This is a genomic window from Anaerotruncus sp. AF02-27 (genome assembly GCF_003465835.1).
Classification (GTDB): domain Bacteria; phylum Bacillota; class Clostridia; order Oscillospirales; family Ruminococcaceae; genus Anaerotruncus; species Anaerotruncus rubiinfantis.
The window spans coordinates 1-25,070 of record NZ_QSBX01000015.1 but is presented as its reverse complement, the minus strand read 5'-3'; the positions used below and the strand labels follow the sequence as shown (position 1 = coordinate 25,070).

General features: G+C 55.8%; 22 protein-coding genes. 3 read left to right on the top strand and 19 right to left on the bottom strand.

Features of this window, described 5'->3' with window-relative positions; all coding sequences use genetic code 11:
* Positions 1 to 13: 13 nt before the first annotated feature.
* From DWV16_RS11955 to mraZ, 5 genes are all read right to left on the bottom strand, one after another.
* The gene (locus DWV16_RS11955) at positions 14 to 1,459 is read right to left on the bottom strand and encodes a UDP-N-acetylmuramoyl-L-alanyl-D-glutamate--2,6-diaminopimelate ligase (protein ID WP_118479441.1); all 1,446 of its coding nucleotides are present in this window, start codon (positions 1,457 to 1,459) and stop codon (positions 14 to 16) included.
* Between the two features lie 41 nt (positions 1,460 to 1,500).
* Positions 1,501 to 3,738, bottom strand: coding sequence for a penicillin-binding transpeptidase domain-containing protein (locus DWV16_RS11950; RefSeq protein ID WP_066453478.1), 2,238 nt, complete (start codon positions 3,736 to 3,738; stop codon positions 1,501 to 1,503).
* 136 nt (positions 3,739 to 3,874) lie between these two features.
* Positions 3,875 to 4,384, bottom strand: coding sequence for a hypothetical protein (locus DWV16_RS11945; RefSeq protein ID WP_066453477.1), 510 nt, complete (start codon positions 4,382 to 4,384; stop codon positions 3,875 to 3,877).
* Between the two features lie 15 nt (positions 4,385 to 4,399).
* Positions 4,400 to 5,338, bottom strand: a complete 939-nt coding sequence (rsmH, locus tag DWV16_RS11940) for a 16S rRNA (cytosine(1402)-N(4))-methyltransferase RsmH (protein ID WP_118479439.1) — start codon at positions 5,336 to 5,338, stop codon at positions 4,400 to 4,402.
* 3 nt (positions 5,339 to 5,341) lie between these two features.
* The gene (gene mraZ / locus DWV16_RS11935; RefSeq protein WP_066453473.1) at positions 5,342 to 5,761 is read right to left on the bottom strand and encodes a division/cell wall cluster transcriptional repressor MraZ; all 420 of its coding nucleotides are present in this window, start codon (positions 5,759 to 5,761) and stop codon (positions 5,342 to 5,344) included.
* Positions 5,762 to 5,999: 238 nt separating this feature from the next.
* On the opposite strand from mraZ, the gene DWV16_RS11930 reads away from it, so the two are divergent.
* Together DWV16_RS11930 and DWV16_RS11925 are read left to right on the top strand one after the other, a co-directional pair.
* A complete protein-coding gene (locus tag DWV16_RS11930) occupies positions 6,000 to 6,209 on the top strand; it encodes a hypothetical protein (protein WP_066453469.1) in 210 nt (69 codons plus the stop codon).
* A gap of 62 nt (positions 6,210 to 6,271) precedes the next feature.
* Positions 6,272 to 7,210, top strand: coding sequence for an NAD(P)-dependent oxidoreductase (locus DWV16_RS11925; RefSeq protein ID WP_066453467.1), 939 nt, complete (start codon positions 6,272 to 6,274; stop codon positions 7,208 to 7,210).
* Positions 7,211 to 7,419: 209 nt separating this feature from the next.
* Here the strand turns inward: DWV16_RS11925 and DWV16_RS11920 are convergent, their stop codons facing one another.
* From DWV16_RS11920 to mltG, 3 genes are read right to left on the bottom strand one after another with little or no spacing between them, the layout of a single operon-like run.
* The gene (locus tag DWV16_RS11920) at positions 7,420 to 8,163 is read right to left on the bottom strand and encodes a YebC/PmpR family DNA-binding transcriptional regulator (protein WP_066453464.1); all 744 of its coding nucleotides are present in this window, start codon (positions 8,161 to 8,163) and stop codon (positions 7,420 to 7,422) included.
* A gap of 19 nt (positions 8,164 to 8,182) precedes the next feature.
* On the bottom strand, positions 8,183 to 9,418 hold the full coding sequence (locus DWV16_RS11915) for a U32 family peptidase (protein WP_243007325.1): 1,236 nt from the start codon (positions 9,416 to 9,418) through the stop codon (positions 8,183 to 8,185).
* The gene (gene mltG, locus DWV16_RS11910; protein ID WP_158572858.1) at positions 9,419 to 10,996 is read right to left on the bottom strand and encodes an endolytic transglycosylase MltG; all 1,578 of its coding nucleotides are present in this window, start codon (positions 10,994 to 10,996) and stop codon (positions 9,419 to 9,421) included. It abuts the gene before it with no gap.
* 257 nt (positions 10,997 to 11,253) lie between these two features.
* Here mltG and DWV16_RS19355 point away from each other — a divergent pair, with 257 nt between their 5' ends.
* Positions 11,254 to 11,400: a hypothetical protein gene (locus tag DWV16_RS19355; protein WP_187116786.1), complete on the top strand. Its 147-nt coding sequence runs from the start codon at positions 11,254 to 11,256 to the stop codon at positions 11,398 to 11,400.
* A 45-nt stretch (positions 11,401 to 11,445) separates the two neighbouring features.
* Here the strand turns inward: DWV16_RS19355 and DWV16_RS11905 are convergent, their stop codons facing one another.
* The 11 genes from DWV16_RS11905 to DWV16_RS11860 form a co-directional block, all read right to left on the bottom strand.
* Entirely contained in the window at positions 11,446 to 12,072 is a 627-nt protein-coding gene (locus tag DWV16_RS11905; protein WP_066453456.1) for a 5-formyltetrahydrofolate cyclo-ligase, read from the bottom strand.
* On the bottom strand, positions 12,060 to 12,602 hold the full coding sequence (locus DWV16_RS11900; RefSeq protein WP_066453454.1) for a DJ-1 family glyoxalase III: 543 nt from the start codon (positions 12,600 to 12,602) through the stop codon (positions 12,060 to 12,062). Before DWV16_RS11900 ends, DWV16_RS11905 begins: the two co-directional genes overlap by 13 nt.
* Before the next feature lie 14 nt (positions 12,603 to 12,616).
* A complete protein-coding gene (locus DWV16_RS11895) occupies positions 12,617 to 13,492 on the bottom strand; it encodes a GNAT family N-acetyltransferase (protein WP_118479435.1) in 876 nt (291 codons plus the stop codon).
* Between the two features lie 34 nt (positions 13,493 to 13,526).
* Positions 13,527 to 14,423 (bottom strand): DUF2156 domain-containing protein, encoded by an 897-nt coding sequence (locus DWV16_RS11890; RefSeq protein WP_118479433.1) that lies wholly within the window; start codon positions 14,421 to 14,423, stop codon positions 13,527 to 13,529.
* Positions 14,424 to 14,435: 12 nt separating this feature from the next.
* Complete coding sequence (locus DWV16_RS11885; protein WP_118479431.1) at positions 14,436 to 15,098, bottom strand: thymidylate kinase; 663 nt, start codon at positions 15,096 to 15,098, stop codon at positions 14,436 to 14,438.
* A complete protein-coding gene (thyX, locus tag DWV16_RS11880; protein WP_118479429.1) occupies positions 15,095 to 15,874 on the bottom strand; it encodes an FAD-dependent thymidylate synthase in 780 nt (259 codons plus the stop codon). The genes DWV16_RS11885 and thyX overlap by 4 nt, the downstream gene beginning before the upstream one ends.
* Before the next feature lie 85 nt (positions 15,875 to 15,959).
* Complete coding sequence (locus DWV16_RS11875; RefSeq protein WP_195376872.1) at positions 15,960 to 16,313, bottom strand: hypothetical protein; 354 nt, start codon at positions 16,311 to 16,313, stop codon at positions 15,960 to 15,962.
* A gap of 34 nt (positions 16,314 to 16,347) precedes the next feature.
* Positions 16,348 to 17,835, bottom strand: a complete 1,488-nt coding sequence (locus DWV16_RS11870; protein WP_158572857.1) for a recombinase family protein — start codon at positions 17,833 to 17,835, stop codon at positions 16,348 to 16,350.
* A gap of 46 nt (positions 17,836 to 17,881) precedes the next feature.
* The gene (locus tag DWV16_RS19080; RefSeq protein ID WP_154018797.1) at positions 17,882 to 18,037 is read right to left on the bottom strand and encodes a hypothetical protein; all 156 of its coding nucleotides are present in this window, start codon (positions 18,035 to 18,037) and stop codon (positions 17,882 to 17,884) included.
* Between the two features lie 128 nt (positions 18,038 to 18,165).
* Entirely contained in the window at positions 18,166 to 24,375 is a 6,210-nt protein-coding gene (locus DWV16_RS11865) for a doubled motif LPXTG anchor domain-containing protein (protein WP_118479425.1), read from the bottom strand.
* 236 nt (positions 24,376 to 24,611) lie between these two features.
* Positions 24,612 to 24,986 (bottom strand): hypothetical protein, encoded by a 375-nt coding sequence (locus DWV16_RS11860; protein WP_187116789.1) that lies wholly within the window; start codon positions 24,984 to 24,986, stop codon positions 24,612 to 24,614.
* Positions 24,987 to 25,070: the final 84 nt, after the last annotated feature.

Here is a 25,070-nt window from a genome sequence, read left to right as displayed (position 1 = left end):
CTTCCAATAGGGATTACCCCTTTCGTTTTCGTTCCAGGATCTCCGCGACGATCTTCTTTTCATCGAAGCAGATCGTCTCGCCGTGCAGCACCTGGTAGTCCTCATGGCCCTTTCCCGCCAGGATCAGGATGTCGTCCGGGCGGCAGTTGTCGAGCGCCCATTCGATCGCTTTGTAACGGTCGGGTATGATCTCATGGGGCGTATCCGGATGGGCGTCGAGCCCAGGCATCGCGTCCCCGATGATCTGCATCTCATCCTCATCGCGTGGGTTATCCGACGTGAGGATCACGAAATCCGAGAGCGACGCAACAATATCCGCCATGATCTTCCGCTTGGTGCGGTCGCGGTTGCCCGCGCAGCCAAACAGGGTCACCACCCGGCCCTTTGCAAACTTCTTCATAGTGGTAATAATCTTCTCAAGACCATCCGGGCTGTGCGCATAGTCACGGATGATCGTGAACGGCAGCCCGACAGGAAGCACTTCAATCCGCCCAACCACACCGCGGCAGGTGCAAAGGCCGTTTGCCACCTCATCGAGGCTGAGCCCCAGCGGCAGACACGCGACCCCGGCGGCCAGCGCGTTGGAAACCGAAAAATCCCCGGGGATCGGCAGTTTGACCCGCGCGAGTTTTTCCCCGCCCACCAGCATGAATTTGCTGCAGTCCGGGAAGGATTCGATGTTCTTTGCGGTGTAATCCGCGGCGTCGTTGCCGGCTGAGAAAGAAATCTTGTCACAGCCGATCTCTTCAAACAGCCGCGCGCCATAGGCGTCGTCCAGATTTACGACAGCCGTATCACACATCGAGAAGAGCTTCTTCTTCGCGTGGTAGTAGTTCTCCATGTCATGATGGTAGTCGAGGTGGTCCTGCGTGAGGTTGGTGAAAATCGCTACTTTATAGTGCAGTCCCGCCAGCCGTTTCTGGTCGAGCGCATGGGAAGAGCACTCCATTACAACACAGTCGCAGCCTGCCCGGACCATCCGGTCGAGCATGCTGTGCAGTGCGAGCGGATCGGGAGTGGTGTGTTTGGCGGGCAGAGTGATGTCCGCGATCTCATTTTGAATGGTGCCGATGAGCCCCACCTTTTTGCCCGCGGATTCAAGGATGTGCTTTAACATGTTGGTAACTGTCGTCTTGCCGTTGGTCCCGGTCACACCGATCAGCGTGAGTTTTTGCGCGGGATTCCCATACCAGTTCCCGCAGATTGCCCCATAGGCATAGCGGCTGTCCGGGACAATCACCTGGTTTTCGAGGCCCAGGTCCCGCTGTACGACAACCGCTGCCGCACCGGCGGCAAGCGCTTCGACCGCATGGTCGTGGCCGTCGAATTTGCCGCCTTTGATGCAGATAAAAAGATTCCCTTTTTCAATCTGTCTGGAATCGGCTGTCACGCCGCTGATTTCATAGTCCTGGAGCTGGCCCACATAGTCAAGCCCCTGCAGCAGCACGGATAAACGCATTCATATCGCCTCCCGTATTTATTTACGCGCCGGGCTTCTCTTCATCCACCCAGGGATTTGTCAATAAACTCGACGGTGACGACCGTACCCTTGGCGACCAGTTCTCCCGCCGCCGGGGTCTGGGACGCCGCCACACTCACCGAGCCTTCGATTCCGGTCCCGCTGGCCGCGAAGTTGAGCCCCGCGTCGACGATCGCCTTGTTGGCCGCCGCCCCGCTCAGGCCCACGACATCCGGCACCGTCACATCGCCCTCTTCGGATTCCTCCTCGGTATAGAGCATGACTTTGCCATCCTTCGGGATCGCTTCCATAATGCCGGGCACCTGCCGCACAACGGTCGTTCCGCTGCCGATGGTCTGGAATTTGAGGCCCGCGATACGCAGGACCGATTCCGCGTCGTGGATGTCGAGATTGGTTACATTCGGGGTCTGGGTAGCAACGTTCTCCAGTTCCTCCTGGGTGTACTGCGGCTCGATGCCGACATATGGCAGCACATCCGCCAGAATGGAACCGACAACCGGCGCCGCAACGGTCGAACCGTACGCATTGATAAGATCGGGTTCGTCAAGCAGCACAAGGCAGGCAATCTGCGGGTCGTCCACCGGCGCGAAGCCCAAAAATGAAAGGATATTTTTCTTTTTTCCAGTCTGGTTTTCCAAGTCGATCTTTTCGGAGGTGCCGGTTTTTCCGCCCACCCGGTAACCGGGGATACGGGCCTGTTTACCGGAGCCTTCGGTAACAACCTGTTCCAGCATCAGGCAGAGTTCCTTCGAAATGTCCTCCGAGATGACCTGCCGCTTGACGGTCGGCTCGGTGGTGGAGACGACGTTGCCCTGGCTGTCGATCACCTGTTTGACCACATACGGCTGCATGAGTTTGCCGCCGTTGATGGCAGCCGAAGCCGCCGTAATCAGCTGAATTGGGGTGACCTTGAAGGTCTGCCCAAACGACGCGGATGAAAGCTCCGCGATGCCCATCTTGTTAGCCGGATAGTAAATGCTGTTCGCCTCGCCGGGCAGGTCAATGCCAGTGCCTTCGGTGAGTCCGAAATTCGCAAAATAGTCCGAGAACCGGGTCACGCCCATCTTTTGTCCAATCTCAATGAAAGCGGGGTTACAGGAATTTTTGACCGCTTCCACAAAATTTTGCTGGCCGTGTCCTTCGCCGCGGCTGGAAATCCAGCAGTCGATCCGGCGGCCCGCAACTTCTTTATATCCCGGGCAGTAGAAGGTGCTATTCGCATTTGAAGTCCCGGATTCGAGCGCGCCCGCCGCGGTGATGATCTTAAAGACCGACCCCGGCTCATACGGGTCTGAGATGGCTTTGTTGCGCCACTGGGCGAACTGCGCGTCCCCAACCGCCTTCTTGTATTGCTCCTTGGTTTCAACCGTATTGAGCTCTTCAAGCTCCTCCAGCGCCGCCTGGTCGAAGATGGCATAGGCGTCGTTCGGATCAAAATCCGGTTTGGTCGCCATCCCCAGGATGGCGCCGGTTTTGACATCCATCACAATTCCGACCGCGCGCTCCTCCACCTTATGCTCCTGCACCGCGATCTCCAGGTTCTTTTCGAGATAATGCTGGATCGTCTCGTCGATGGTCAGCACGAGCGAATTTCCGTCCTGCGGGTCATAGACCTGCTCATACTGCAGCGACATCGAAACGCCGCCCGCGTTCCGGAGTGAAACGGTGCGGCCAGGCGTACCGGCCAGGGTTTTCTCGTAATAAGATTCCAGCCCGGCACCGCCTTTATTCTCCTTATTGGTGAATCCGAGCACGGTAGCGGCAAAATTCCCATAGGGGTAATAACGTCGGGTATCCACCTCAAGCGAAACGCCGCCGATGCCGTTCTCCTGCACATACTTGGTGATCGCGTCCGCCTCGGGCTTTTCCACCTTGGTCTTGATGCGTTCGTAATAGCTTTTTTTATTAGAAATCTTTTTGCGGACATATTCCTCATCGAGGCCCAGAATCTTGGTCATGCCATCGACAATCGCATCCGCCTGCGTTTCGCTTGTAATCGACGCCGGCGAAACGCACACCGTCCAGACATTCGCGCTCTCCGCAAGGGTCTTGCCGTTTGCGTCGTAGATCGCGCCGCGCTTCGCGCCGATCTCCTGTGACCGCAGCTGCTGCTGGAGCGCCGCGTTCTGGAGCGCGTCGCCTTCGATGATCTGCAATTTAAAAAGCTGGTGCAAAACCACGCAAAAGCCAAATACAATCATGCCCACCAGGACGATGATCATGCGGCTTTTCATGCGGTAGCCGGGCGTTTTTGCCATAATATGATACCAGTTCTTTCTGTAGAATGTTGTCGCCTGAAATCCCGAAAGTGAGGAAAGCAAGAAGTATAGCGGGCTTTACACATCCCTTTTATGCTTCTTGCTTTCACGCCATACGTATATTCAAATGTATATTTTACTCTTGCGGGATGTATTCCTTCACTTTCGCAATTGCCAGACGGATCTGGTCGAGGAGGGTCTTTTTCGGCGACTGCTGGGTCAATTCGATCTTGTCCCCTTCGCTCAGGTCCACATAGGTGATCTGCTGCTTGTCCATCGTGGACATCCCCAGCTTCTGAGAAGCATATTCCTCAACATTGCGCAGCGAAACCTTCGATTCCAGTTCCGCCGCCAGCCTGGTCTGTTCGCTCTTCATTTCGGTGAGATTCGCATTCGCCTGGCTGATCTGCAGATCCAGCTCGGTGAGGACCGCGCGGCTGTAAAGCATTGTGACCACGACCAGAGCGACCAAAGAAAGTGCCGCGACCACCTTCACCGCGTACATGACCTTTGCTTTGGCGCGGGCCTGTTCGCTGGGGCGTTTCACCACGAGGGCAGGCTTTCTGACGCGTACGCGGGGTTTGGTTTCAAAGCGTTTGAGATCGTAGGCAGCGGAACTTGTGCCAATGATATAACGCGTTTGCAAAGCCATCTTCCTCCTTTAAAGTTTTTCGATGATGCGCAGTTTTGCGCTTTTGCTGCGGCTGTTGGCCGCTATTTCCGCTTCGCCCGCTTCAATGGGTTTGCGGTTTACCAACGCGCCCTGCGGCTTTTTTCCGCAGACGCAGACAGGAAAATCGGGCGGGCAGGTGCAGCCCTTGCAGTACGCTGCAAAACGCTGCTTGACCATCCTGTCTTCCAGTGAATGGAAGGTGATGATCACCATGCGCCCGCCTGGGCGTAAGGTGGCGAACGCATTGTCGAGGAAAACCGACAGGCTGGAGAGTTCCCCGTTCACCTCTATGCGGATCGCCTGGAATACGCGCTTGGCGGGATGCCCCCCGCTTTCGCGCTGCGCTTTTGCCGGGATCGCTCTGCGGATAATTTCCACAAGCTCCCCGGTTGAGGAAATAGGATGAAATTCCCGTATTTTAAGGATGTTTTTTGAAATTAAGGGAGCGAACTTTTCCTCGCCGTATTCGCGGAATACCCGGCAGAGCTCCCGGAAATCGTAGCCGTTGACCACATCATAAGCCGAAAGGCCGGCCTTGCTCATACGCATGTCGAGCGGCGCGTCGTGCATATAGGAAAAGCCGCGGTCCGGTGTGTCGAGCTGGAAGGAGGAAACCCCCAGATCGAGCAGGATGCCATCCACCGCCTCAATTCCAAGGCGGGAAAGCACCTCGCACATCTCAGAAAAATCGCTTTGCACCACCTGCGCGCATGGATATGGCCGCAGACGTTCCGCCGCCACAGCGACCGCGTCCGGGTCCTTGTCAATGGCGATCAGGCGGCCGGTCGTGAGACGCTTTGCAATCTCACGGGAATGGCCCGCGCCGCCCGCCGTTCCGTCGACATAAACGCCGTCCGGTTTGATATCGAGCCCTTCAATGCACTCATTAAGCAGCACCGAAACATGCTGAAAATCTTTTTCTTCCATGGCTTAGAACCCCAATTCGTCCATTGCACAGGCAATGGAATCGGAGGTGAGCAGCAGGTTCTGCTGCTCCCAGCGGGCGGTGTCCCAGATTTCAGCGCGGTTGCTGACGCCGGCAATGGTCACATCACGGTCAAGCCCGGCATATTCGCGCAGATGCGCCGGCAGGAGCACCCTGCCCTGTTTGTCCGGTTCGACTTCGGCGGCGCCCGCAAAGAAAAAGCGGTTGAGCGGAGCGGATTTGCTGATCGGCAGCTCATGGAGCTTGTCCGCGAGCAACTTCCACTCCTGCATGGAGTAGACGAAAAGGCAGTTGTCAAGCCCGCGGGTGATCACGAAATGCTCGCCAAGTTCTTCGCGCAGTTTGGCCGGGAAGTTCACGCGGCCCTTTGCGTCGAGGCTGTGCGCGTATTGTCCTGTGAGCATTTTCTCACCCCTTTTTGAGGGAAGCTCCCCACCCGAGGCAAATCTTCCCCACTCTTAACCACTTTTCACCACTTTTACTTTATTATACTTGCATCCGGTGGAAAAAGCAAGAGCTTTTATTTTCCAATACAAAAAAGGTGCTGAAATTTCAGCACCTTTTTTGTCGAATTATACAATTAACAGATTGAGCGGGTTTCTCGCACCCGCAATGTTATACCTGGGGAAAAGAGGCTTTACAATGGAACTCCGGCAGATCTTGGCCCGGCTTAGCTGCAACCTGCAACTTTTGAAACAAACGCTCGATAAACCGCGACGAAAACTTTTGATGCGTGTCTGCGACGACTATGATCTCCTGCAAGCGCTCGCCGTAGAGGAGAGCTACAAAAACGGCGCACGGTCCGTTCTCCGCCTGTTGTGGGAAGAATCTATTGACAAAACGGCTCCATAATCTATACTGGAAACAGGAAAGATTTTGGCAGGCCCCGAAAAAATGACAGGGAGGATTACATCATGGAAGTCGTATTGCTGGAATCGCTCAAAATCCCCGAGGAGGAGCTTGCGCAGCTCGTAAAGCCGCTCACCGACCGCGGCTGCACCTTCACCGCCTACCAACGCAGCAGCGTTGAGGAACAGAAAAAACAGGCCCAAAACGCGGACATCGTGATGATCGCAAATATGCCGCTTACGGCCGAAGTGATCGAGTCGTGCAAAAACCTCAAGATGATCGACATCGCCTTCACCGGGATCGACCATGTTGACGTGCAGAAAGCCAAATCCCTGGGCGTCACCGTCTGCAACGCGGCCGGATATTCCACCTCCACTGTCGCGGAGCTCACCATCGGCATGATGATCTCCCTGCTGCGCAAGGTGCGCGAGAATGAAGCCCGCTGCCGTGGTGGGCTCGCCGCCTGCCCGGAGCTTGGAACCGAGCTCGGCAGTAAAACGGTCGGTATCGTCGGCACCGGTGCGATTGGCCTTTCGGTCGCAAAGCTCTGCCATGCCTTCGGCTGCCGTGTCATCGCCTATGCTCCGCGCAAAAAGGATGTCCCGGACTATGTAAAATACGTTCCCCTGCCCGACCTGATGGCACAGGCGGACGTGATCTCGCTGCACTGCCCAATGAATGCCGAAACCAAAGGGCTGATCGGCCAAAAGGAGCTGGCGGGCCTGAAAAAGGGCGCGATCCTCGTCAACGCGGCACGCGGCGGCGTGGTGGACACGCAGGCCGTCGCAGACGCGCTCACAAACGGAAAGCTTGCCGGCGCGGCAATCGACGTGTTTGAAACCGAGCCGCCGCTTGCAACCGACCATCCGCTGCTCTCCGCTCCGAACGTGCTGGCGACCCCGCACATCGCTTACGCGTCGCAGGAATCGATGAGCCGCCGCGCGAAGATCGTCTTTGACAACGTCCTCGCTTTCCTGGACGGCCATCCGGCCAACGTGAAATAGCCCCCGAAACGCACACAGGGCCTGCTGCAAATTGCATGGTGATGCAATTTGCAGCAGGCCCTGTTCTTTTTGTCTTGAAAAAAGAACCAAAAACCGTTTCTCAGGAAAAAGATTCCGCCCGCCGCGGCGGGCGGCTCAGGGCTCCGCCCTGAAAACCCGCAAACCTTTGAAAAGGTTTGATCGAAACGTTTGATTCGGACGGCGCGTATTTAGTCCTCGTCATCTTCTTCGGGGGCATCCCAGTTGTGATAGACGTTCTGGACATCGTCGTTGTCGTCGAACATGTCGAGAAGTTTCTCCATCTTCTGGACGAGCTCCTCGTCGGTGATCTGCACCTTGGTCATCGGCAGATATTCGACCTCGGCCGACTCATAGGTGTAGCCCAGGCCTTCCAGCGCGCCCGCTACCTTTGCAACATCGTTCGGTTCGGTCGTGATGGTGATCATCTCATCCTCATAATTGAAGTCGGCGGCGCCCGCTTCAAACGCGTCGTCCATCGCCTTTTCTTCTTCGATTTTGTTGTCCTCGTTCTGGATGTAGATCATACCCTTGCGATCGAACAGAAACGCGACGCTGCCATTCTGGCCGAGGTTGCCGCCGCATTTATCAAAATAATGCCGCAGGTCGCCCGCCGTGCGGTTGCGGTTGTCAGTCAGGGTTTCCACGATAACGGCCACACCCGAGGGACCGTATCCCTCGTATGTAATCTCCTCGTAGTTTTCCTTGCTGTCCCCGGCCTTCTTGAGTAGGCGCTCAATGTTGTCATTCGGGACATTGTTCGCCTTCGCCTTGGCGATCAGGGTGGCCAGCTTCGAGTTGTTCGCCGGATCGGCGCCACCCTCGCGCGCGGCAACGGTAATTTCGCGGCCGATCTTGGTGAAGATCTTGGCGCGCTGGCCGTCGGTCTTTTCTTTTTTCCGTTTGATGTTTGCCCATTTGGAATGTCCAGACATATCGCATAACCTCGCATTTTTATAATTTCGTGACTTCCCGCCGGATCATCGTCCCGATAGGAAGGGGACTGTCATAAGGGATCATATCCCGCCGCATCGGATGGCGGGCGTTTTCCACCAAGCCCGCCTCCGGGTCGTAGATTGCGCCGATCCGAAACGCTGCCGGTTCGCCGCGCGGGATCATCGCTTCCACCGCGTCGCCGACGGAAAAACGATTGCGCTCTGTGACATAGAGCTTTCCGTCTTCCCAGCCGTCCACCACAGCGACCACATCCCATTCACGGATATAGCCCGCGTTCTCATAAAATTGGTCAGGCCGGCCGAAATAAAAACCGGTGGAATATTCCCGGTGGCTCACCTTGCGCACTTCCTCCAGAACCCATGCCGGAGGGTCGCCTTTTGGGTCGCGCTCATATGCGTCTATCGCGCCGCGATAAGCATTTGTTACGACCGCTACATAATAGGCGGATTTTGCGCGTCCTTCGATTTTCAACGAAGAAATTCCCGCCTGCGCAAGCTCCCGGATATGATCGACCATACAGAGATCCTTTGCATTCAGGATATAGCTTCCCCGCTCATCCTCGAACACGGGAAAATACAGCCCGGGCCGTTTTTCTTCCATGAGATGGTATCCCCACCGACAAGGCTGGGCGCATTCCCCACGGTTTGCATCCCGCCCAACAAGGTAATTGCTGAGCAGGCACCGGCCCGAAACCGACATGCACATCGCCCCATGCACAAACGCTTCGATTTCGAGCTCCGGCGGGGTTTTATCACGGATTTCACGGATTTCGGGAAGGGAAAGTTCCCGTGCCAAAACTACCCGCGACGCGCCGAGCTCATAAAAAGCCCGCGCGGACAGGTAGCTCATGACCCCAGCCTGGGTGGAAATGTGCACCGGAATCTCCGGGACGACCCGCCTGCATTCGGCCAGCACGCCCAAATCCGCCACGATCAGCGCGTCCACATCCGCCTCCCGTGCCATGCACAGAAATCCGGGCAGCTGGATCGCTTCTTCATTTGTGGGCAAGGTGTTGCAGGTCAGGTAGACCCGCACGCCATTTTCATGCGCGAATTTCACCCCGTCCGCAAGTGCCTGCGGGCTGAAATTTGCAGGCGTCGCGCGCATCCCAAAGATGGTGCCGCCCAGGTAGACCGCGTCCGCGCCGTAGCGCACCGCGGCCTCCAGGCGTTCCCAGTCGCCCGCGGGCGCTAACAGCTCCAGTTTATTCACATTGGAAATTCCCTGCTCCAATCAGGTCGGAACCTCCTCTGTGGTGACGTCGGTGCCGTGCACCTCGCCATTCTGCGCGGCCGCCGCAACGTTCTGGTTGTGCTCGTCCAGGGTGGCCGCATAATAATATTCGCCCGCCTCGTCGGTGACAAAGTAGTAGTAGTTCGCGTAGTCCTCGTAATTCTTGAAGGTGCCGTCCAGCGTCTCCACCGGCAACTGCAGTGCCGCCTCAATCGCGGCCATGCCCGGATTGCAAACCGGGCCGACCGGAAGCCCCTGGCGGACGTAGGTGTTGTACGCGTCATACATCGCCTGATTCGGGTCGGTAAGATCCGGGTTGGCCTCCTTGTTGACCGCATCCGGCAGGAACGGCTTAATATAGTTGTTGACATAATCTCGGGTGACGTCCGACTGTAGCATCGGCAGCGGGCTGCCCTCTGCCAAGCGGTTGTGGAACACCATCGAAACACCGACCATGTCCTCGCCGAGCCCCGCTTCACGCTGGATGACCGAGGCCAGGGTGATCGTATCCGAAAGGGACATGCCGAGCTCGTCCATCCGCTCATAGAGCTTGTCGGTCATTTTGTTGTTAAAGTTCGCGAAGAACCGCTGGGTGACGGCCGACGGACTCATCTCCTCATAGAAGATGTAGGTGTCCGGGAAGAAATAACCCTCCCAGCGCCTAAAGAGGTTCTCGTCCTCCGGAACCTGCTCCAGGAATTTGTATTCCCAGGGGAAGTCGCTCTCTTCCAGGTATTCATAGAGATCCTCCGCCTTACAGACGTTGTTCTCCTCCAGGCGGTTCGCCATATCGCTGAGGGTCATGCCCTCCGGAAACATGACCGTGACTTCGACGCGTTTGATATTGCCGCTCCTGAAATCACGCATGATTTCATCGTAGCTCATATTGGTATTGAGCATATAGGTGCCGGGGATAAAGCTCTCCGCCTTGTTTTTCAAGCCCGCGTAGACCTGAAAGGTCAGCGGCTGGGTGATGACCCCTTTCTCTTTGAGCAGCGAAGCCACTTCAGACATCGAAAGGTTATCCGGCAGCTCCAATTCAACCGGGCTGTCAGGCTTGTTCAGACCGAACAGATCGCTCGCGCTCTGCAGCGCGAACATCGCGAGGAACACCGAAACAGCCAGCACCACAATCAGAACCAGCAGCGCCTTGAACCAACGGCCCGCGCCGCCTGACCGGTCCCCATCGTCATCGCCGTTACGCCGTCCTCCCCGGCGGCCGCCGCCACCGCCATAGGACGGCTGAACAGACGGCTCCGAGGGCTCATAAAACTCACTGTCGTCAATCTTCACCTGAAAGTTGCGTTTTTTTTCGTCGCGGCCGGAAGGCGGCGGAGCCTGCTGCCCTTCCGAAGCGCGGGGACGCGGCACCGCGACCGTCTGCCGGCGCGCCGGCTGCGCACCCGCCTGACCCGCGCCATGCGCCTGGCGCGCTGCGGTATAGCGCCTGCTATCTTCATCATAGTTAAAGGCCTGCCGCCTCTGTTGCCGCGCGGGCTCTGCCGGCTGTGCCGGCGATTCCACGTCGTCCAGCTTGAAGCTTTTGATCAGGCTCTCGAACTCGTCATGATCGCTCATGTGTCCTCCTTGTTCTCCGCCGGACCTCCAGCGGTAAAAGAAACTGCGCGTGCTTTTTCCCAAAAGCATAATAAACCAATATATCATATATAATACCGCAAACGGGCCCAATAATCAAATCTTTTCCACGATTTTTTTCCCGTCCGCCGCTCTTTTTATAAAACGAAATTCCCCCGAAAATTTCTTCCCGGATTGGAACCCATTTATAACGCTTATCATAGTATGAAACAAATAATCAACAGCGAGGTGTCAACACTATGTGTAATAACAACGGCTGCGGATGCGGCATGGTCAACAATTGTGGATGCAACTGCGGATGCGGCGGCTTTGGCGGCTACGGCGCGAATTGGATCTGGATCATCCTCATTATCATCATCCTCTTCGGCTTCGGCGGCTGGTGCTGATTCATCCCTTACATCCACAGGCACATGCAAACGACGGTTTCGGGGTTATCCCCCGGAACCGTCGTTTTTTCTTCGTCTGTTTTTGCGCGGCTGGCAGGCGATCAGCCCCCGATCGGTCGCAATAAGCCCGACCGGCAGGTCGTAACGGCCATGCCAGAGCGCCTTTTTCACATTTTCCGCATAAACCACGCCGATTTTGGGGTGTGGATACTGCGATAAAAACCGGTCGTAATACCCTGCCCCATATCCGAGCCGATAACCGGACAGGTCATACGCAAGCGCCGGGACGATACAGACGCTCCCCGAAAAATCGGTGAGTCGTTCGCATTTCTCCCGTACCGGCTCCAGCACCCCGAAGGCCTGCGGAGAGAGCTGGCTGAGCGAATCGATCAGATAGAATTCCATCTCTCGGGTGCCTTCCACACAGCGCGGCACGGCCACCCGTTTGCCTTCAGCGAGCGCCCGCAGGATAAGCGCGATGGTGTCCACCTCGATGGGCAGCGACACATAGGTCAGCAGCGTATGGCATTCGGCGTACTCCCGCAGCCCGGTGACCCGCCCAAGGATCCGCCCATCAGCCAGCTTTTTCTGTTCGGACGGCATTTCGCGCCGCCACTGCTTGATCTCCCGGCGCAGCTTCTGCTTGAGCGGCCGGATATCTACCCTCTGCATTGCAGCGATCCTTTCAAAAACTCCGCGCGCTTCGGCGAAACGAGCAGCTCCACCAGCTTGAGCGAGAATTCCACGGCTGCGCCCGGACCTTTTCCAGTGACGAATTTTCCGTCCACACAGACCGGATCCTCCTGTATCCGCGCTCCGGCGAGCTGATCCTCAAAACCGGGATAGCAGGTCGCAAAACGTCCCGCGAGCAGCCCCTTGTGGCCGAGGATGGAAGGCGCGGCGCAGATTGCCGCGATCCATTTGCCGTTTTCGGCGCAGAAATCGATGAATGCCTGTACCGTTTCGCTGTGTTCAAGCGACAGCGTCCCCGGCATACCGCCCGGCAGCACGATCATGTCGAGCCCTTCGGGACTGGCTTCCTCCTCAGTGAGATCGCACATCACCGTGATCCCGTGTGCGCCGGTGATCTCTTTGCCGCCTACACCGACCGTTTTCACCGGCAGTTCCGCGCGGCGCAGCAGGTCAACCGGCGTGACCGCTTCGATTTCTTCAAAGCCCTGTCCAAAAAATACATAGATCATCTTGCAGTCCTCCTTCAGTCAAGCACCAGGCTGATATAAGGTTCCTTTCCCCGGCTTGCCAGCACCCGGTCGCGCGCGTCCAGATCGTACCAGCAGGCCGCGCCGGACGCGGCGCGTTCGAGCGGATACGGGCAGGCGATGTCCATCGGCAGGCGCAGCCGGTATTCATCCGCATTGTATTTTCGCTGCAGCACCGCCAGCGCCTGCTCCACCCGCATACCGTCAAGGGCAAGCTCTTTAACCGTCACAATCCCGCCGTCATTTTTGCAGACAGCGACCGCCTGCGCGTCCCCGATCGTGATGGTGAGCGTTTCGCCGCCGTTAAAGGCGGTTTCGATCATCCGGTAGGAGAGCGCGTCCCCATCCCAGCGCACAAACATCGTGCGTCCCGCGAACGCTCGTTCCCGGATCTGCATAAACTCCTGCTGGGTGGTTTCCGTGATCACAAAACTGCTGGAAAACGGTTCCACCTGATCCCGCGGGACGATCGCCCTGCCGGAATAGAACGCGGTGTCATATCCGCGCTTCCCATAAAAATTGTAAAGCTCCGCCGTCGCCGGCACGAGCACCGATAGCTTGACGCCAGCCGCCTTCATCTGCTTGTGCGCCGCTTCAAGCATGGCGGTGCTGATCCCGCGCCCGCGATAGCTTTCCCGGGTCGCCACGGCGTAGATGTACCGCGCGGGCATAATCCCCGCCGCGGTCACGACCGTCATCGGCAGAAGCGAAAGCATTGCCACCGGGGCCACTCCGTCGATAAATACCATCGTTTGGCGGCAGATATCATGGTTCTCCAAAAACAGGTCCACATAGGCATTGCTGTCCCCAAAGCATTCTTTCCAGAGCTCCCGGATCGCCCCGCGCATTGATTCCTCTGCAAACTGAATCATAAAACCTTCACCCCCAACAGGCTGTTTCCCGTAATCACTTCAAGGTCACTTGATATTTCTCCAGCAGGATCGCGGGCTTATACGAGAGCTTCGCCTTACGCAAGCCTTCGTCCCCCACGTCGTCCTCCCGGTTGATATACTTGTAATTGGCGCAGTTGTGGGCCGCAAACTGCTGATTGATCATCGGATAAGCGCCCGCAACGTCTGAAAACGCCTTCTCCACATGCACATCAAAGACCTCGTGGTTGATTGGAGCGCCCATCGAATAGGCAACGACCTTTCCGCCGACCCGCAGAAGCCCTCCCAGAAGCCCAAGTTCATAAAAATGGTCAAAGCAGCTGCGCACCGCACAGGATTCCTCCTTAAGGCTCGGGTCCTTGTTGCAGCCCATCTGCCTGCACCACTGGTTGTTCATCTGCCAGCATTCGGCAAGGTTTTCACTGGTGATCGGCTCGTAGCTCCAATCCCCTTCATGCTCCGCCTTGAACCGGTTGATAAAATTGCGCTTTGCGTGCAGCTTTTTGCCTGACAGGGTGATGAGCTTTTCACTTTCGTAAAGGTAGTCGAAGGAGTCGCGCGTTTCGGTGATCTGAAACCGGCCCGGGAAAAGCGTTTCCAGCACCGCGACCGATTCCTTTTCCACGCCGCGCATGACAAACGGCACCCCCAGCGCCTCCGCGTCGGCCACCAGCGCCTCTATTACAGGTTTTACGTCCCCGGACCCGGCCGGATAGAAATAGCCGGTCTGAGCCTTCTCCTTGCCCGCACGCAGAAGGTAGTAGTCCTGCATCCGCGCGACCTCGATATGGTAGATCGCACGGTAGTTGAAATTGTTGCTGAATGTGTATTCGCTTCCACGAAAGCCGCTCATCCGCACGAGCGGGTCAATCCAGGCTTTGTCAGTCAATGTAATTGGTTGGAATTGCAGCATGTACAGCCTCACTTAAAGTATATTTTTGACCAGGCCGTAAATTTCCTCCGAAATGTCTTCGATTGGAAACGCCTGTTTTTCATCAGAGCAGTGGATCAGGAACCACCCAAAATGTTCCGCCGCGTAAAGCGCGCATTCTCTGCACCGGGCCATATAGTCGAAGTCCGACTCATGGATGTCCCGACGGCTTTCGTCCCCCCCATAGCGCGCCGTGATCAGCGTGCGGGAGACATCCGGGTGCATGTCCAGATAAAGGACGGCGTCCGGCCGTGGAAGGCCCAGCTTTTGATATTCAAAATTTTCCATCCAGCCTGCAAAACTGTCCCACGCGCCTTTCGGGAGCTTGCTCATCTGATGGATGAGATTCGAGGTCGCGTAGCGGTCTGCAAGGATAGTATAACCCGATTGATAGTCCTTTTTCCAAAATTTATTGTAACTCGCATACCGGTCAACCGCATAGAAACTGCTGGCTGCATAGGGGCTCACATCGCCGGCCTGTCCGAATTCCCCCGCGAGGTACTGCTTGACAAGCGCCGAGGAAGGCTCCGCATAATCCGGGAAGCTGACCATCCGGACCCGTTCGCCTTCATCCCGCAGGCGCTTTGCAAGCCGTTCGGTCTGCGTGTGCTTGCCGGAACCGTCCAGCCCGTCGATCACAATCAGTTTGCCGTTCATTTCCGGGCCTCCTGTTTGAGCGACGCGATGTGTTCGCGCACCTCCTGCGGTTTGCCGCAGCTCATCTTGCCCTCCTGGCAGGCGCCGCGGCAGCAGGATGGGCCCGCCGCCGAGAACAAAGTCGGCGCAACAGCCGATACGAGCGCGAGCATCTGGTCCGCGACCGCGCGGATTTCCCATTGCGCGCGGCGGCAGCAGCGCAGCGCAAAGAAATTTTGCAGGCTGCGCGCGTTCATGGTGACGATCATCTTGGTATCGCAGGCATTCGGCAGTACGAACCGCGCATCTTCAATCGCAAGCTTCTCCGCCTTGCGGGAAGCACTTTTCTCATCAAGCCCTTCGCCCATCAGCCGGGCGGTGTGTTTTTCCTTCAGGATCGCGGCGATCCGGTCGTAGCTTTCCTGCGCGTCCCGCATCGCCTCTTTAAAGGCTTCGAGCGCCCGCGGGTCGTTTTCCACCTCCGGCGGCGTGACGTAGTCGAAATGCGCCTCGCGCACATACCGCTGGCTCTGCACGCTGTAGGAGGCAAGCCGGTGCCGGGTGATCTGCGCCAGAAACGCGCGGGAAACTCCTTCGATCCCAAAGGTGAAGCTGGCGTGCTCAATGGGGCTCTCGTGGCCGATGGTTCCGAGCATCTCAACAAAATCCGCGGCCTTTTCATCTGTGAGGTTGTCCATCAAATCGTCGAGCGCCGCCGGCGAATAGCAAAGCTTCGCGGCAGCTGCAATGGTTTTTTCCGGGTTTGGGGTATGGCTGAGCAGCGTTACCTTTGGCATCTTTTGATCCTCCTGTGGTTTTATACACACGGGGGCAGGCCTCTGCCTGCTCCCTCATGTGTATTCCTTGACCTTCTGATTATGTTTATATGCAGTCGTTCTCACTGAGTTTCGGCGGGAAAAACTGATTGACCGGGAATTTGATCTTTTTGAAGACCTCACAGGGGTCATCTGTGGTCGTGGTGCTTTCCTTGTCCGGAACAGCGTAATCGTACGCGGGAATCATCATCTGTACGCAGCGTTCGAGCTGTACGATGGTGAAGAGCCCAATGGTGATCAGAACGACCTTCTGTGGCCGGCAGGTGGCGAAGTCGCCGTCGAATTTGCTGCAGACCGAAGCTGGAAGCGTCACGCCGCAGTCAAACATGTGATTCGGACCGCATTCCACCAGCTTGCTGTCGAGGCACATGGGGTCAACGACATGTGTCAGTGACCACAAACGGGCGGGTTTGCCCCGTAGAAAGCGGCGCTTTTTACGGGGCGCGGCCCACGGCCGCGCGCGGCTTCGCCGCGGGCAAACCCGCGGGTGCGAGTGTTCGGAACCGGATGACGACCCGTCCGTCCGGCCGCGCCTCAATCGTTTCAACCAGCTCGCGCAGTTCGGCGTTCGTCCAATGTGAAAGCCGAAGCTCCTCCAGAACATGGCCGGATGTGATCGGTTGGCTTTGCTGCTGGTCTGACAGCTCCGCTTCCCGCGCACCGAGCGCGGCGAGCTTCTCCTTGAGTTCCTCCAATGTGAGCAGTTCGTTCGCGTATAGCGTCCGGTACCGCTGCTTTTGACGCGCAATGCGCTCCAGCCGTTTTTGACGCGCTTTCTCTGCGTCCAGCGGCGCGTTCCCGCCGTACGCCGCGGCGACCCGCGCCGCAAATGCGCCCCGATCCGCAATCCGGCTGGCCAGGTACTGGTCCAAAGCTCCAGTCAGATCGGCTTCGTCGATTGTAAGGTTATTTTTACAGAATTTCGCACCGTACTGGTTCTTTCCGGAGCAGCGCCATTTGACATAGGTATTCTGATAGGTGTACTGGACCCGTGTAAAGGCATATCTACACACGCCGCACCGGATCAGCGTACTGAACAGCCGCCGCGCGCTGTGCCGCGCCGCAAGCTTCCCTTCGCAGTCTTCCGGTTTGCGCCGGGCTGCGATCTCCCGCTGTGCTCTGTCATAAAGCTCCCGCGGGACAATTGCCAACTCCGGCCGGTCATGAAAGAAATGTTCTTCCGGGGGGAGTTTTACCTGCATTCCAGTCAGGAAATCGACCGTTTCGGATTTATTATTCTCCAGAATGCCGATATAAAGCGGATTTTCCAGCATCCGGCGGATGGTCTTTGGCGTCCAGCCGTATCCACGCTTACTGGGGACGCCGGATTCGTTCAGATGCTGTGCAATCTTGCGTACGCCCCAGCCGTCCTGCGCATACAGCGTGAAGATTTCCCGCACAATCTGTGCTTCCGGTTCATTGACGCGCAATGTAAAAGTGTCCTTCTGGTCGTATCCATAGACCACATTTGGCACCCGGCCTTTTTTAGCGTTGACCCGTTTTCCGAACTTCACGCGCTTTGACAGATTTGCGCTTTCCTCCTGCGCGAGCGCGCTGAAAATAGTCAGGATGAATTCAGAATTGCCAAGCACCGTCTGATTGTTCGAGAGAAACTGCACCTCGATGCGCAGCGCTTTAAGCTGGCGTACAGCATTCAGGAAGTCCACCGTATTACGGGAAAAGCGGCTGATGTCCTTCACCACCACCATATCAAACAAATGCTGTCCGGCATCGGACAGCATCCGCAAAAAAGCCTCCCGGTTATGTATCTGTTTTCCCGAGATGCCCTCATCCGCATAGATTTCCACCAAATCGTAATGATGTCTGCGGGCGAATTCCTCAAAAAAGGATTTCTGGTTTTCCAGCGATTCCAGCTGTTCTCCCAATTCGGTGCTCACCCGGCAATAGGCCGCCAATCTCAACAGCAAAACCTCCGGATACACACATCATGTATGTGTTTCTATTTTATCATGTGGGTTCGGTATAGTCAATCGATCTATCCGGCTCTGATTGCTTTGCCCGGATGCGCCGCTCCAGGATTTCCTCCAGTTTTTTTTCAAGTATTTCCGGCGTGTTCGGGTCGTAAAAAGCATATGCCGGCCGCTTGCGTTCCGGTTTGTCCATCGGCTTTCCGCCACCTTTCCCTTTCAGGATATGAAAAAGGAAGGCTGTCCTATGCACAGCCCGTCTGCGGCAAAAAAGCAAAGGAAAAGCGCCCGACAAAAGGTCGGGCGCTTTGGAAAATTCAGGGATTAACCCTCAGAATCCTCTTCGTTTCTGTTTTTCCGTTTGAGGAACGCGCCGCCGGCCAAGGCGATCAAGCCCAGGAGTCCGGCCGCAGCCGCAGAGTTACCACCGGTTTTCGGCAGATCTCCGAGCGGGACATCCTCATCAAGGATTGTGAAGAGTTCTTCCGGTTTCGGCGCCAGCGGCACCGGGTTATCCGGGATGGTGGTGTCATCATCGTCGTCGCCGCCATCACCGCCGCCGGAAGGCGGGGTGTAGTTACGATTATAGTTGATGGTAAACGTGTAACGATAAGTCGGATTATAAGCGGTCTTCGTATCCTGATCCGTCACGTTGCTGTATCCTTCCGGAACAGCCCATCCCGCTTCAGGATCCGCCGCCTTTGGCGCCAAGCCCGAGGTATCCATAAACGTCTCAATGTCTTCGTCGATCTTCAACGCGCGGATCTGTTTTGCAGCTCCCAGAAGCGCTCTATCAAGATTGTCTTTGCTGTCGGCTGCGTTTTCCATCTCATAGAAGAGATCCGAATACTCTTTGCGCAATTCTTTCAACGTTTCCTGACGTTTGGTTTCCTTCGCGGACTCGTCCTCGGAGCTGCTGCTCTCTTCAGAACTGCTGCTTTCCTCAGAACTGCTGCTTTCCTCAGAACTGCTGCTTTCCTCGGAGCTACTGCTTTCTTCGGAGCTGCTGCTCTCTTCAGAACTGCTGCTCTCCTCAGAACTGCTGCTTTCCTCAGAACTGCTGCTCTCCTCAGAACTGCTGCTCTCCTCAGAACTGCTGCTCTCCTCAGAACTGCTGCTCTCTTCAGAACTGCTGCTCTCTTCGGAGCTGCTGCTTTCCTCAGAACTGCTGCTCTCTTCGGAGCTGCTGCTCTCTTCGGAGCTGCTGCTCTCCTCAGAACTGCTGCTCTCTTCGGAGCTGCTGCTTTCCTCAGAACTGCTGCTCTCTTCGGAGCTGCTGCTTCCTTCACCTTCCGATGGGATAGTAGCTCCGTCCTCAGACTTTTTGTCATTGTCCTTGCTGTTGTCAGCGGGATCTTTCGGTTTGTCTTCAAAGCTAAAGATGATCGAACCCGTGGTTTCATCAAATTCAGCATCCGGATCCAGAGCAAGGATCTTCTCTTTGAGGTTATTCAGATCATCAAGATAGCTGTTGCGATCCTTGATGGATGTGACATATCCATCAATTTCTGCTTCGACATCTTCAGCAGAGAGATTCAGTGCCTTGACTTCGTCCTTCTTGAGCACTTCGGAAATGATGGCGCGTTTCTTAACCATTTTTTCCTGGATCGTCGCCAGCAGTTCCTTCATCTTTTCTTTGACTTTTTCAGGGATATCCACCATCGCGTCGATGGCTTCCTCAGTCAGGCCAAGAGATTCGAAATACTGCTGTAGAGACATCTCTTTTTCGGTAAGCAGATCATCCAGGCTGTCGATGTTGTCGCCGTCCAAAATTTCTTCATCCGGAACAACACCTGGGATTACCTCAACCGTGAGACTTGCATCGCGGAAAGCGTAGGTCCTGCCGGTCGTGGTCAGAGACGCGTCGATCAGATCTCTCAACGAGATGTTTCCATCCGCATCGAGCATCTCCTTCACCGCTCCAGGCAGATAGCCGACCACTTTCGGTCCGTCTTCCAGATTGGTATTGTTGCGATAGAAGTTGTGGTTGACAATGAAGTCACCCTCAACCAGTTCGATCTGATTCCAAGTTGCGGTATAGACGAGATGTCCCTCAACCACCGCCGGGAAGGAGGTGATGATTGTGCCGGATTCATCTTTCCAGCCCGCGAAGCTGAATCCATCGTAAGCTTCCAGCTCCGGAATCAGATCCTCCACAAAGGGCAGGCCGGAAACCTGGAACTTATACTTGATTTCGTCGCTGCCACCGTTGATCATGCCGCCGTTTTCCGTCCGGAAGGTGAGCGAAGCGGCATTTTCGGTATCCTGCTGATACTGGGCAACGAAAGTCCAATTCTGTGTGATCTCGGTCGGGAAGTCCTGATCCCAGCCAGCTTCAAGCCAGCCCGCGTACGGGCGGATTGCAGGCGCCCAGGAATCATTCCACTCCCTGCCGCTGAGGATATCCTCCACCACGACGTCCGGGGTTCCGCCTTCCAGGGTTCCCTTCTCGCCGGGCTGGAAGGTGACCGTGAACCAGAGGCTATCGTCTTTGACGTACTGCGCCGTGAATACCAGGTGATCGTTGATGGTATCCGGGAAGGCCGCATCCCATGCGGATTCTGCAACATTCCATCCAAAGTCAGCCGTGATTTCCGGAACCGTTTTGACTGCATCAGCCCAAGCGGTACCCTTATGGATGTTTTCCACAACGACATCGTCCTTGGCGCCGTTCAGGCTGCCATTGGCGCCAGGCTTGAAGGTGACTGTGACCCACTCACCTTCGATCTTTTCGTAGTAGACCTTGATAACGTTGCTGTCCGTGTCCATACTGAGCGTCAGCGGAAGGTTTTCCGTACGCTTAAACTCATAGCCACCGCGTACGACCTCAGGATCAGTATAAGACTCGATCACGTCACCGAAGAAGCCATCAATCGGATCGGTTTTGTGCGAGAAGGTTTCGTCGTAGTAGAACTCGACCGTGTAGGTGGTCGCCTGCGGGGTATAAAGAACCTTGATGACGTTGCCGTTTGCGGTGATTGTGACATTACCGCCGATCTGCACACCGTCATTGTAGCCCGCCGGTTTTTTAGCGTTGCGCTGAACCTCGCTCAGGCCAACCACGGTGCCATACTCGACGTTTTCCACAACCACGTCGGAATTTGTGATCTTGGTCGCGGTGTCGATCGTTTTGCCAGTGTAGTATTCGATCGTGTAGGACAGGTTGCTGATCTTCTCGTAGGTGACCTCAATGCTGTGGTCAGCCGTGACATTTGCAAAGGTATAGCTGGAGGGATGCGCTTCGGTGACGTTTTCTGTTCCGTCAATCACCACGCTCACCAGCGAATAGCCCTCTTCTGGCGCATATTCGAAGGTCTTGCTTGCGCCGTAGTTCACCGTAGCCGTCGGCGTGATCGTGCCGTTGGTGACCATCGAGGTCAGTGTGAACTTTTTAATGGTGTTGGTAACCGCCACCGCCATGCTGTCGTCGCTGAGCGAAACTGCATTGCCGGCGCTTCCAACCAGGCTGAGCACCAGTCCATCCGCCCCTATGACCGGTTTGACAGTGAAGCTGTTGGTTTCGTTGATGTCATAGTATCCGGTCGGGACCGCTTCCGTGATGGTGTATTCCACACCGTAGGCCAGCGCCGGAAGCGCAAACTCGGTGCCATCCGCGTTGCCGGTCAGAGCCTGTGTGGTGTAATCGCCGCCGCTGATGGTGAAGGATGCCAGATTACCGCTTGCCGGGTCCACATCGTAGCTCTTCAGAAGCTTGAACTGACCGTCGGTGGTGGTCATGCGGGTGTTGTTCATGGTAATGACATTGCCGCTGACCGTCAGGCCGCCGACCGCGTCGCTCGTCCGGGTCAGGACAAGGCCGTTTGCCGTCGCGGTCGCTGTCACCGCAATGGTACCCGCGCCGTTGTAACCGACCGGAGCTGTCTCGGTGAAGGTATAGCTTTCGCCAACTTTGGCCGGGAAGCTGTAGAATTCGCCGTTGCCGGAAAGCCCCGCCGGAGCGGAAGCCAGTTTGGTCAGGGTTGTACCGGCGGCAGTGAAGCTCGCGCGGTCCTCCGGCGGTGTGCCGTCATAGGTTTTGACCAAATAGCCGGTGTATTCCGTTTTGGCGTTTGTGACTTCAAGCTGACGGCCGTTGCTGCCCTTGATTTCCACACCGGTATAAGCGGCCGATTCGTTGCCGCTTTCATCGCAAAGGGCAAGATAAAGCTGATTTGTCTGGGTATTCAGTTTTGCTTTTACATAGAAGGTCTGTACCGCATCATAACCTGGTGTTGCATCAAACTCTTCCACTTTATAGATGCTGTTATAACTGATATTGAAGGTTTCATTCCCCTCCGAAACGATCTCCGCCTTGTTCAGGACAACATAGTTGTCAGCCATTCTGGTAACGGTGAAGTACGCTTTCGGATTGGAACCCGCCGGCGGAGCCGCAAACTTTTTGGTAATCTGCGCCTGCGCGGTGATCGGGTTGTAGACCAGATGCAGCCGCAAGCCTTCTCCGCTATTGTACAGCGGAGGCATCGTGAGATCGCCGTTTTTCAGCTCATTCAAATAGTAATACTGCTGGCTGGCAGGATCCATCGTCAGATAGTAGGAACCCTCCAGTGAGAATTCATAACCCGGGACATTCGCAATGTGCGTCTCGGTCTGTTCCCACGCAGTCCTGATGTTACCGGAAAGCGTTGTGGAAATTGCGGAACCAATTTCAGCCTTGTAGGGACTGTAGTTGGCGTCATTTTCGAACAGGATGGGCGTGCTGTCCGATCCATAATAAACATAAGTGGCCAACCGTCCCTGTGCCTCTCTGTAACCGGCGTAACCGTTATAGGTAAAGCCGATTACAGGGACATTGACAAGTACCTTTTTGCTTGCCGTATCGGAGGCATCCTTATTCGCATATACCGCATCCGGGACATATTCATAAAGCTTGCCGTCAACTGTGATATATTCTGGCACCACAGCCGGATATGCCGGATTCGCATCCACTTCGGAATAGTTGATCTTTCCGAGAATTTTTCTGTCATTTTTCCAAGCATCCTCGGACCGGATCTTATCCCCGCCATTATCCAGCGGGACGCCATCCGCATCTACCCAGTAATACTGGACCTGTACCGCGGCTTTCGGGCGGGACAGGATCGGGGTATCAACTTCCTGGGTGCAGCGCACCGGAGTTTCTTTAAAGTTGTCGTAGGTCAGGGTCGCTTTCCCTTCGTTGGTTGGGTAAAGCTGATCCGGGGTATGGTCGTTGGGATCCAGCCGGATCGGGATTCGCACAATCGTGGGTTCCGGATTGATCGTGCCGACATTCACCGTCACGGTTTTCCCATTTACCGCAGCCTCCTGCGCTGTCGCATTTCTAAACTCACCACTGCCCACTTTGATCTGGACAGTGCCGTTGACTTTAAAAATGCCTTTGAGCGTATCAGTGATGACCGCGTTGGTGCCCGCTTTGCGGATCGACGAAGCGATCTGTTCAAATGCGGTTTTCAATTGGTTCGCATCATTTGTATTGTAGAAATAACCGGTGCCGGAGGAGATTCCACGCAGCGTATTGGCCGCGCTGGTGCTGAGATCGGAAGCGACGGCGTAGATTTTCGCGTTCGCGCCGTACTTCCAATCAGAATAATGGTTTGAACCGACATTAACTCTCGTATTTGAATCAGCCTTCAGCAGATCGTCCCAGTTGCCCGCGCCGTGTCCGCTGCTGGGCGCGCCGTCGGTCAGAAATACGACGTTTGCCGGGCGTTCCGCTTTATCTGTGGAGGAACGGCCATTCAGAATGTTGTAGGCTGCTTTCAGCGCGTCGTCGTAGTTGGTGCCGCCGAGCGGCTTAATACTGTCGACGCCGTTCATCAGGGTGCTTTTTCCCGCGTAGCGAACCAGGCCGCTATGGGTGGTAGTCGCCTGCACGCCATAAGCGTCGGACGAGAAGGATACCAGCGCGACCCGATTGTCCGCGTTAGCGTCGGGCAGCATTGTGTCAATGAAAAGACGAGCCGCGTCCTGGGCGCCCGGGAGACGGGAATCCCCGATGTCGTCGCCATTGTAACCGTCCCATACCCACTTTGAACCCATGAAGCCACCCCAATGGCCATAACGCTGTGACGTAGGCGCCGGCCCGGTGCCGAAATAGTCCCGGTCGCCGCTGCTGGCATCATGGTCATTGTTGCACACCCACTTGCCGTTGTACCAGACGATATAGCAATCGCTATGGCGGGTATGCTTATAACCCATGCTGCCGGAGCGGTCAATCACAACAACCGTGTCCGAACCTTTACCAATCGTCGAACCGTTGACCTGGAAGTCAATATAGGCTGTTCCAGCGTCCATATTCTCCCAGTTTGCAGACTTTGTCATGTGCACAAAGCCCGGAGACTGACTTGCATAGCTCGGGTAATCGGAGGCGTTTGCACCGTTGCCGTAAACCGGCTCCGCTGTCTGCACATTGCCCGCCTCTGCGCTTCCTGACGGGCTGCTTCCGCTTCCGCCCGCTGCAAACACAGCGCTCGGGAACATGGTCAGCACAACCAGCAGCGCCAGAAATGTTGCCGCAAAACGTTTGGTTGCTCTCATATCTTGTTTCCTCCTAACTGAAATGCCTCAGCTTTGCCCATTTTTCCGAAAATGCCTGTCCCGCTCTCCAACGGGGCCAGCATCCCGGACGACCGGGCATTAACGGGAAATCATCCTGTTCCAGGGTTCTCCTCATTCAGATAACTTTCCCATATTTATTTCTTATGTTCCTATTAAACCATACGGCAATCACAGCACAGTCACAAAATGGCCTATTTCCATTTTTTAAAAAAATTTTAAGACTCTTTCACATGACCGCCCACCTTTTTGTGCGCATCTATATGTACACTTGCCTTAGGCATGTTGGTGTTGTCATGCTCGCAGCAGTTGCGCGGATCGGTCGAACAGTAAACCTTGACATTCCCGTCGCTTCCGTAGAGAATCACCTTTTTGGAAAAAGCCGCTACACCGACTACGGTCGCCGCAGGAACCGCCGGGGACGAATACGCGCCGATGGTCACTTTGAAGAAGAAGGTGATGTCCACCGAATAGAAGCCTTTGTTGAACGGCACCGGCTCCACATCCAGATAGACGGTGATGATCTCCACGTCTTTACACTTGATGCTGATTGCGTTGTCGATAACCGGCTGCGCACGGTCGGTGAAGAACACCTGCAGGTCGGTCAGGCAATCTTTATCGAAAGATTGTTCATGTTATAAATATGCTATAATAAAGGCGAGGCAGATTCCTCTGTG

What these genes read in the sequence shown, in the direction of transcription:
- DWV16_RS11920 (WP_066453464.1), bottom strand. Translation starts at nt 8,163, where the DNA reads ATGTCTGGACATTCCAAATGGGCAAACATCAAACGGAAAAAAGAAAAG.
- DWV16_RS11865 (WP_118479425.1), bottom strand. Translation starts at nt 24,375, where the DNA reads ATGAGAGCAACCAAACGTTTTGCGGCAACATTTCTGGCGCTGCTGGTT.
- rsmH (WP_118479439.1), bottom strand. Translation starts at nt 5,338, where the DNA reads ATGGAAGAAAAAGATTTTCAGCATGTTTCGGTGCTGCTTAATGAGTGC.
- DWV16_RS11950 (WP_066453478.1), bottom strand. Translation starts at nt 3,738, where the DNA reads ATGGCAAAAACGCCCGGCTACCGCATGAAAAGCCGCATGATCATCGTC.
- mltG (WP_158572858.1), bottom strand. Translation starts at nt 10,996, where the DNA reads ATGAGCGATCATGACGAGTTCGAGAGCCTGATCAAAAGCTTCAAGCTG.
- DWV16_RS11890 (WP_118479433.1), bottom strand. Translation starts at nt 14,423, where the DNA reads ATGCTGCAATTCCAACCAATTACATTGACTGACAAAGCCTGGATTGAC.
- DWV16_RS11925 (WP_066453467.1), top strand. Translation starts at nt 6,272, where the DNA reads ATGGAAGTCGTATTGCTGGAATCGCTCAAAATCCCCGAGGAGGAGCTT.
- DWV16_RS11900 (WP_066453454.1), bottom strand. Translation starts at nt 12,602, where the DNA reads ATGATCTATGTATTTTTTGGACAGGGCTTTGAAGAAATCGAAGCGGTC.
- thyX (WP_118479429.1), bottom strand. Translation starts at nt 15,874, where the DNA reads ATGCCAAAGGTAACGCTGCTCAGCCATACCCCAAACCCGGAAAAAACC.
- DWV16_RS11905 (WP_066453456.1), bottom strand. Translation starts at nt 12,072, where the DNA reads ATGCAGAGGGTAGATATCCGGCCGCTCAAGCAGAAGCTGCGCCGGGAG.
- DWV16_RS19355 (WP_187116786.1), top strand. Translation starts at nt 11,254, where the DNA reads ATGTGTAATAACAACGGCTGCGGATGCGGCATGGTCAACAATTGTGGA.
- DWV16_RS11930 (WP_066453469.1), top strand. Translation starts at nt 6,000, where the DNA reads ATGGAACTCCGGCAGATCTTGGCCCGGCTTAGCTGCAACCTGCAACTT.
- DWV16_RS11895 (WP_118479435.1), bottom strand. Translation starts at nt 13,492, where the DNA reads ATGATTCAGTTTGCAGAGGAATCAATGCGCGGGGCGATCCGGGAGCTC.
- DWV16_RS11955 (WP_118479441.1), bottom strand. Translation starts at nt 1,459, where the DNA reads ATGCGTTTATCCGTGCTGCTGCAGGGGCTTGACTATGTGGGCCAGCTC.
- DWV16_RS19080 (WP_154018797.1), bottom strand. Translation starts at nt 18,037, where the DNA reads ATGGACAAACCGGAACGCAAGCGGCCGGCATATGCTTTTTACGACCCG.
- DWV16_RS11885 (WP_118479431.1), bottom strand. Translation starts at nt 15,098, where the DNA reads ATGAACGGCAAACTGATTGTGATCGACGGGCTGGACGGTTCCGGCAAG.
- mraZ (WP_066453473.1), bottom strand. Translation starts at nt 5,761, where the DNA reads ATGCTCACAGGACAATACGCGCACAGCCTCGACGCAAAGGGCCGCGTG.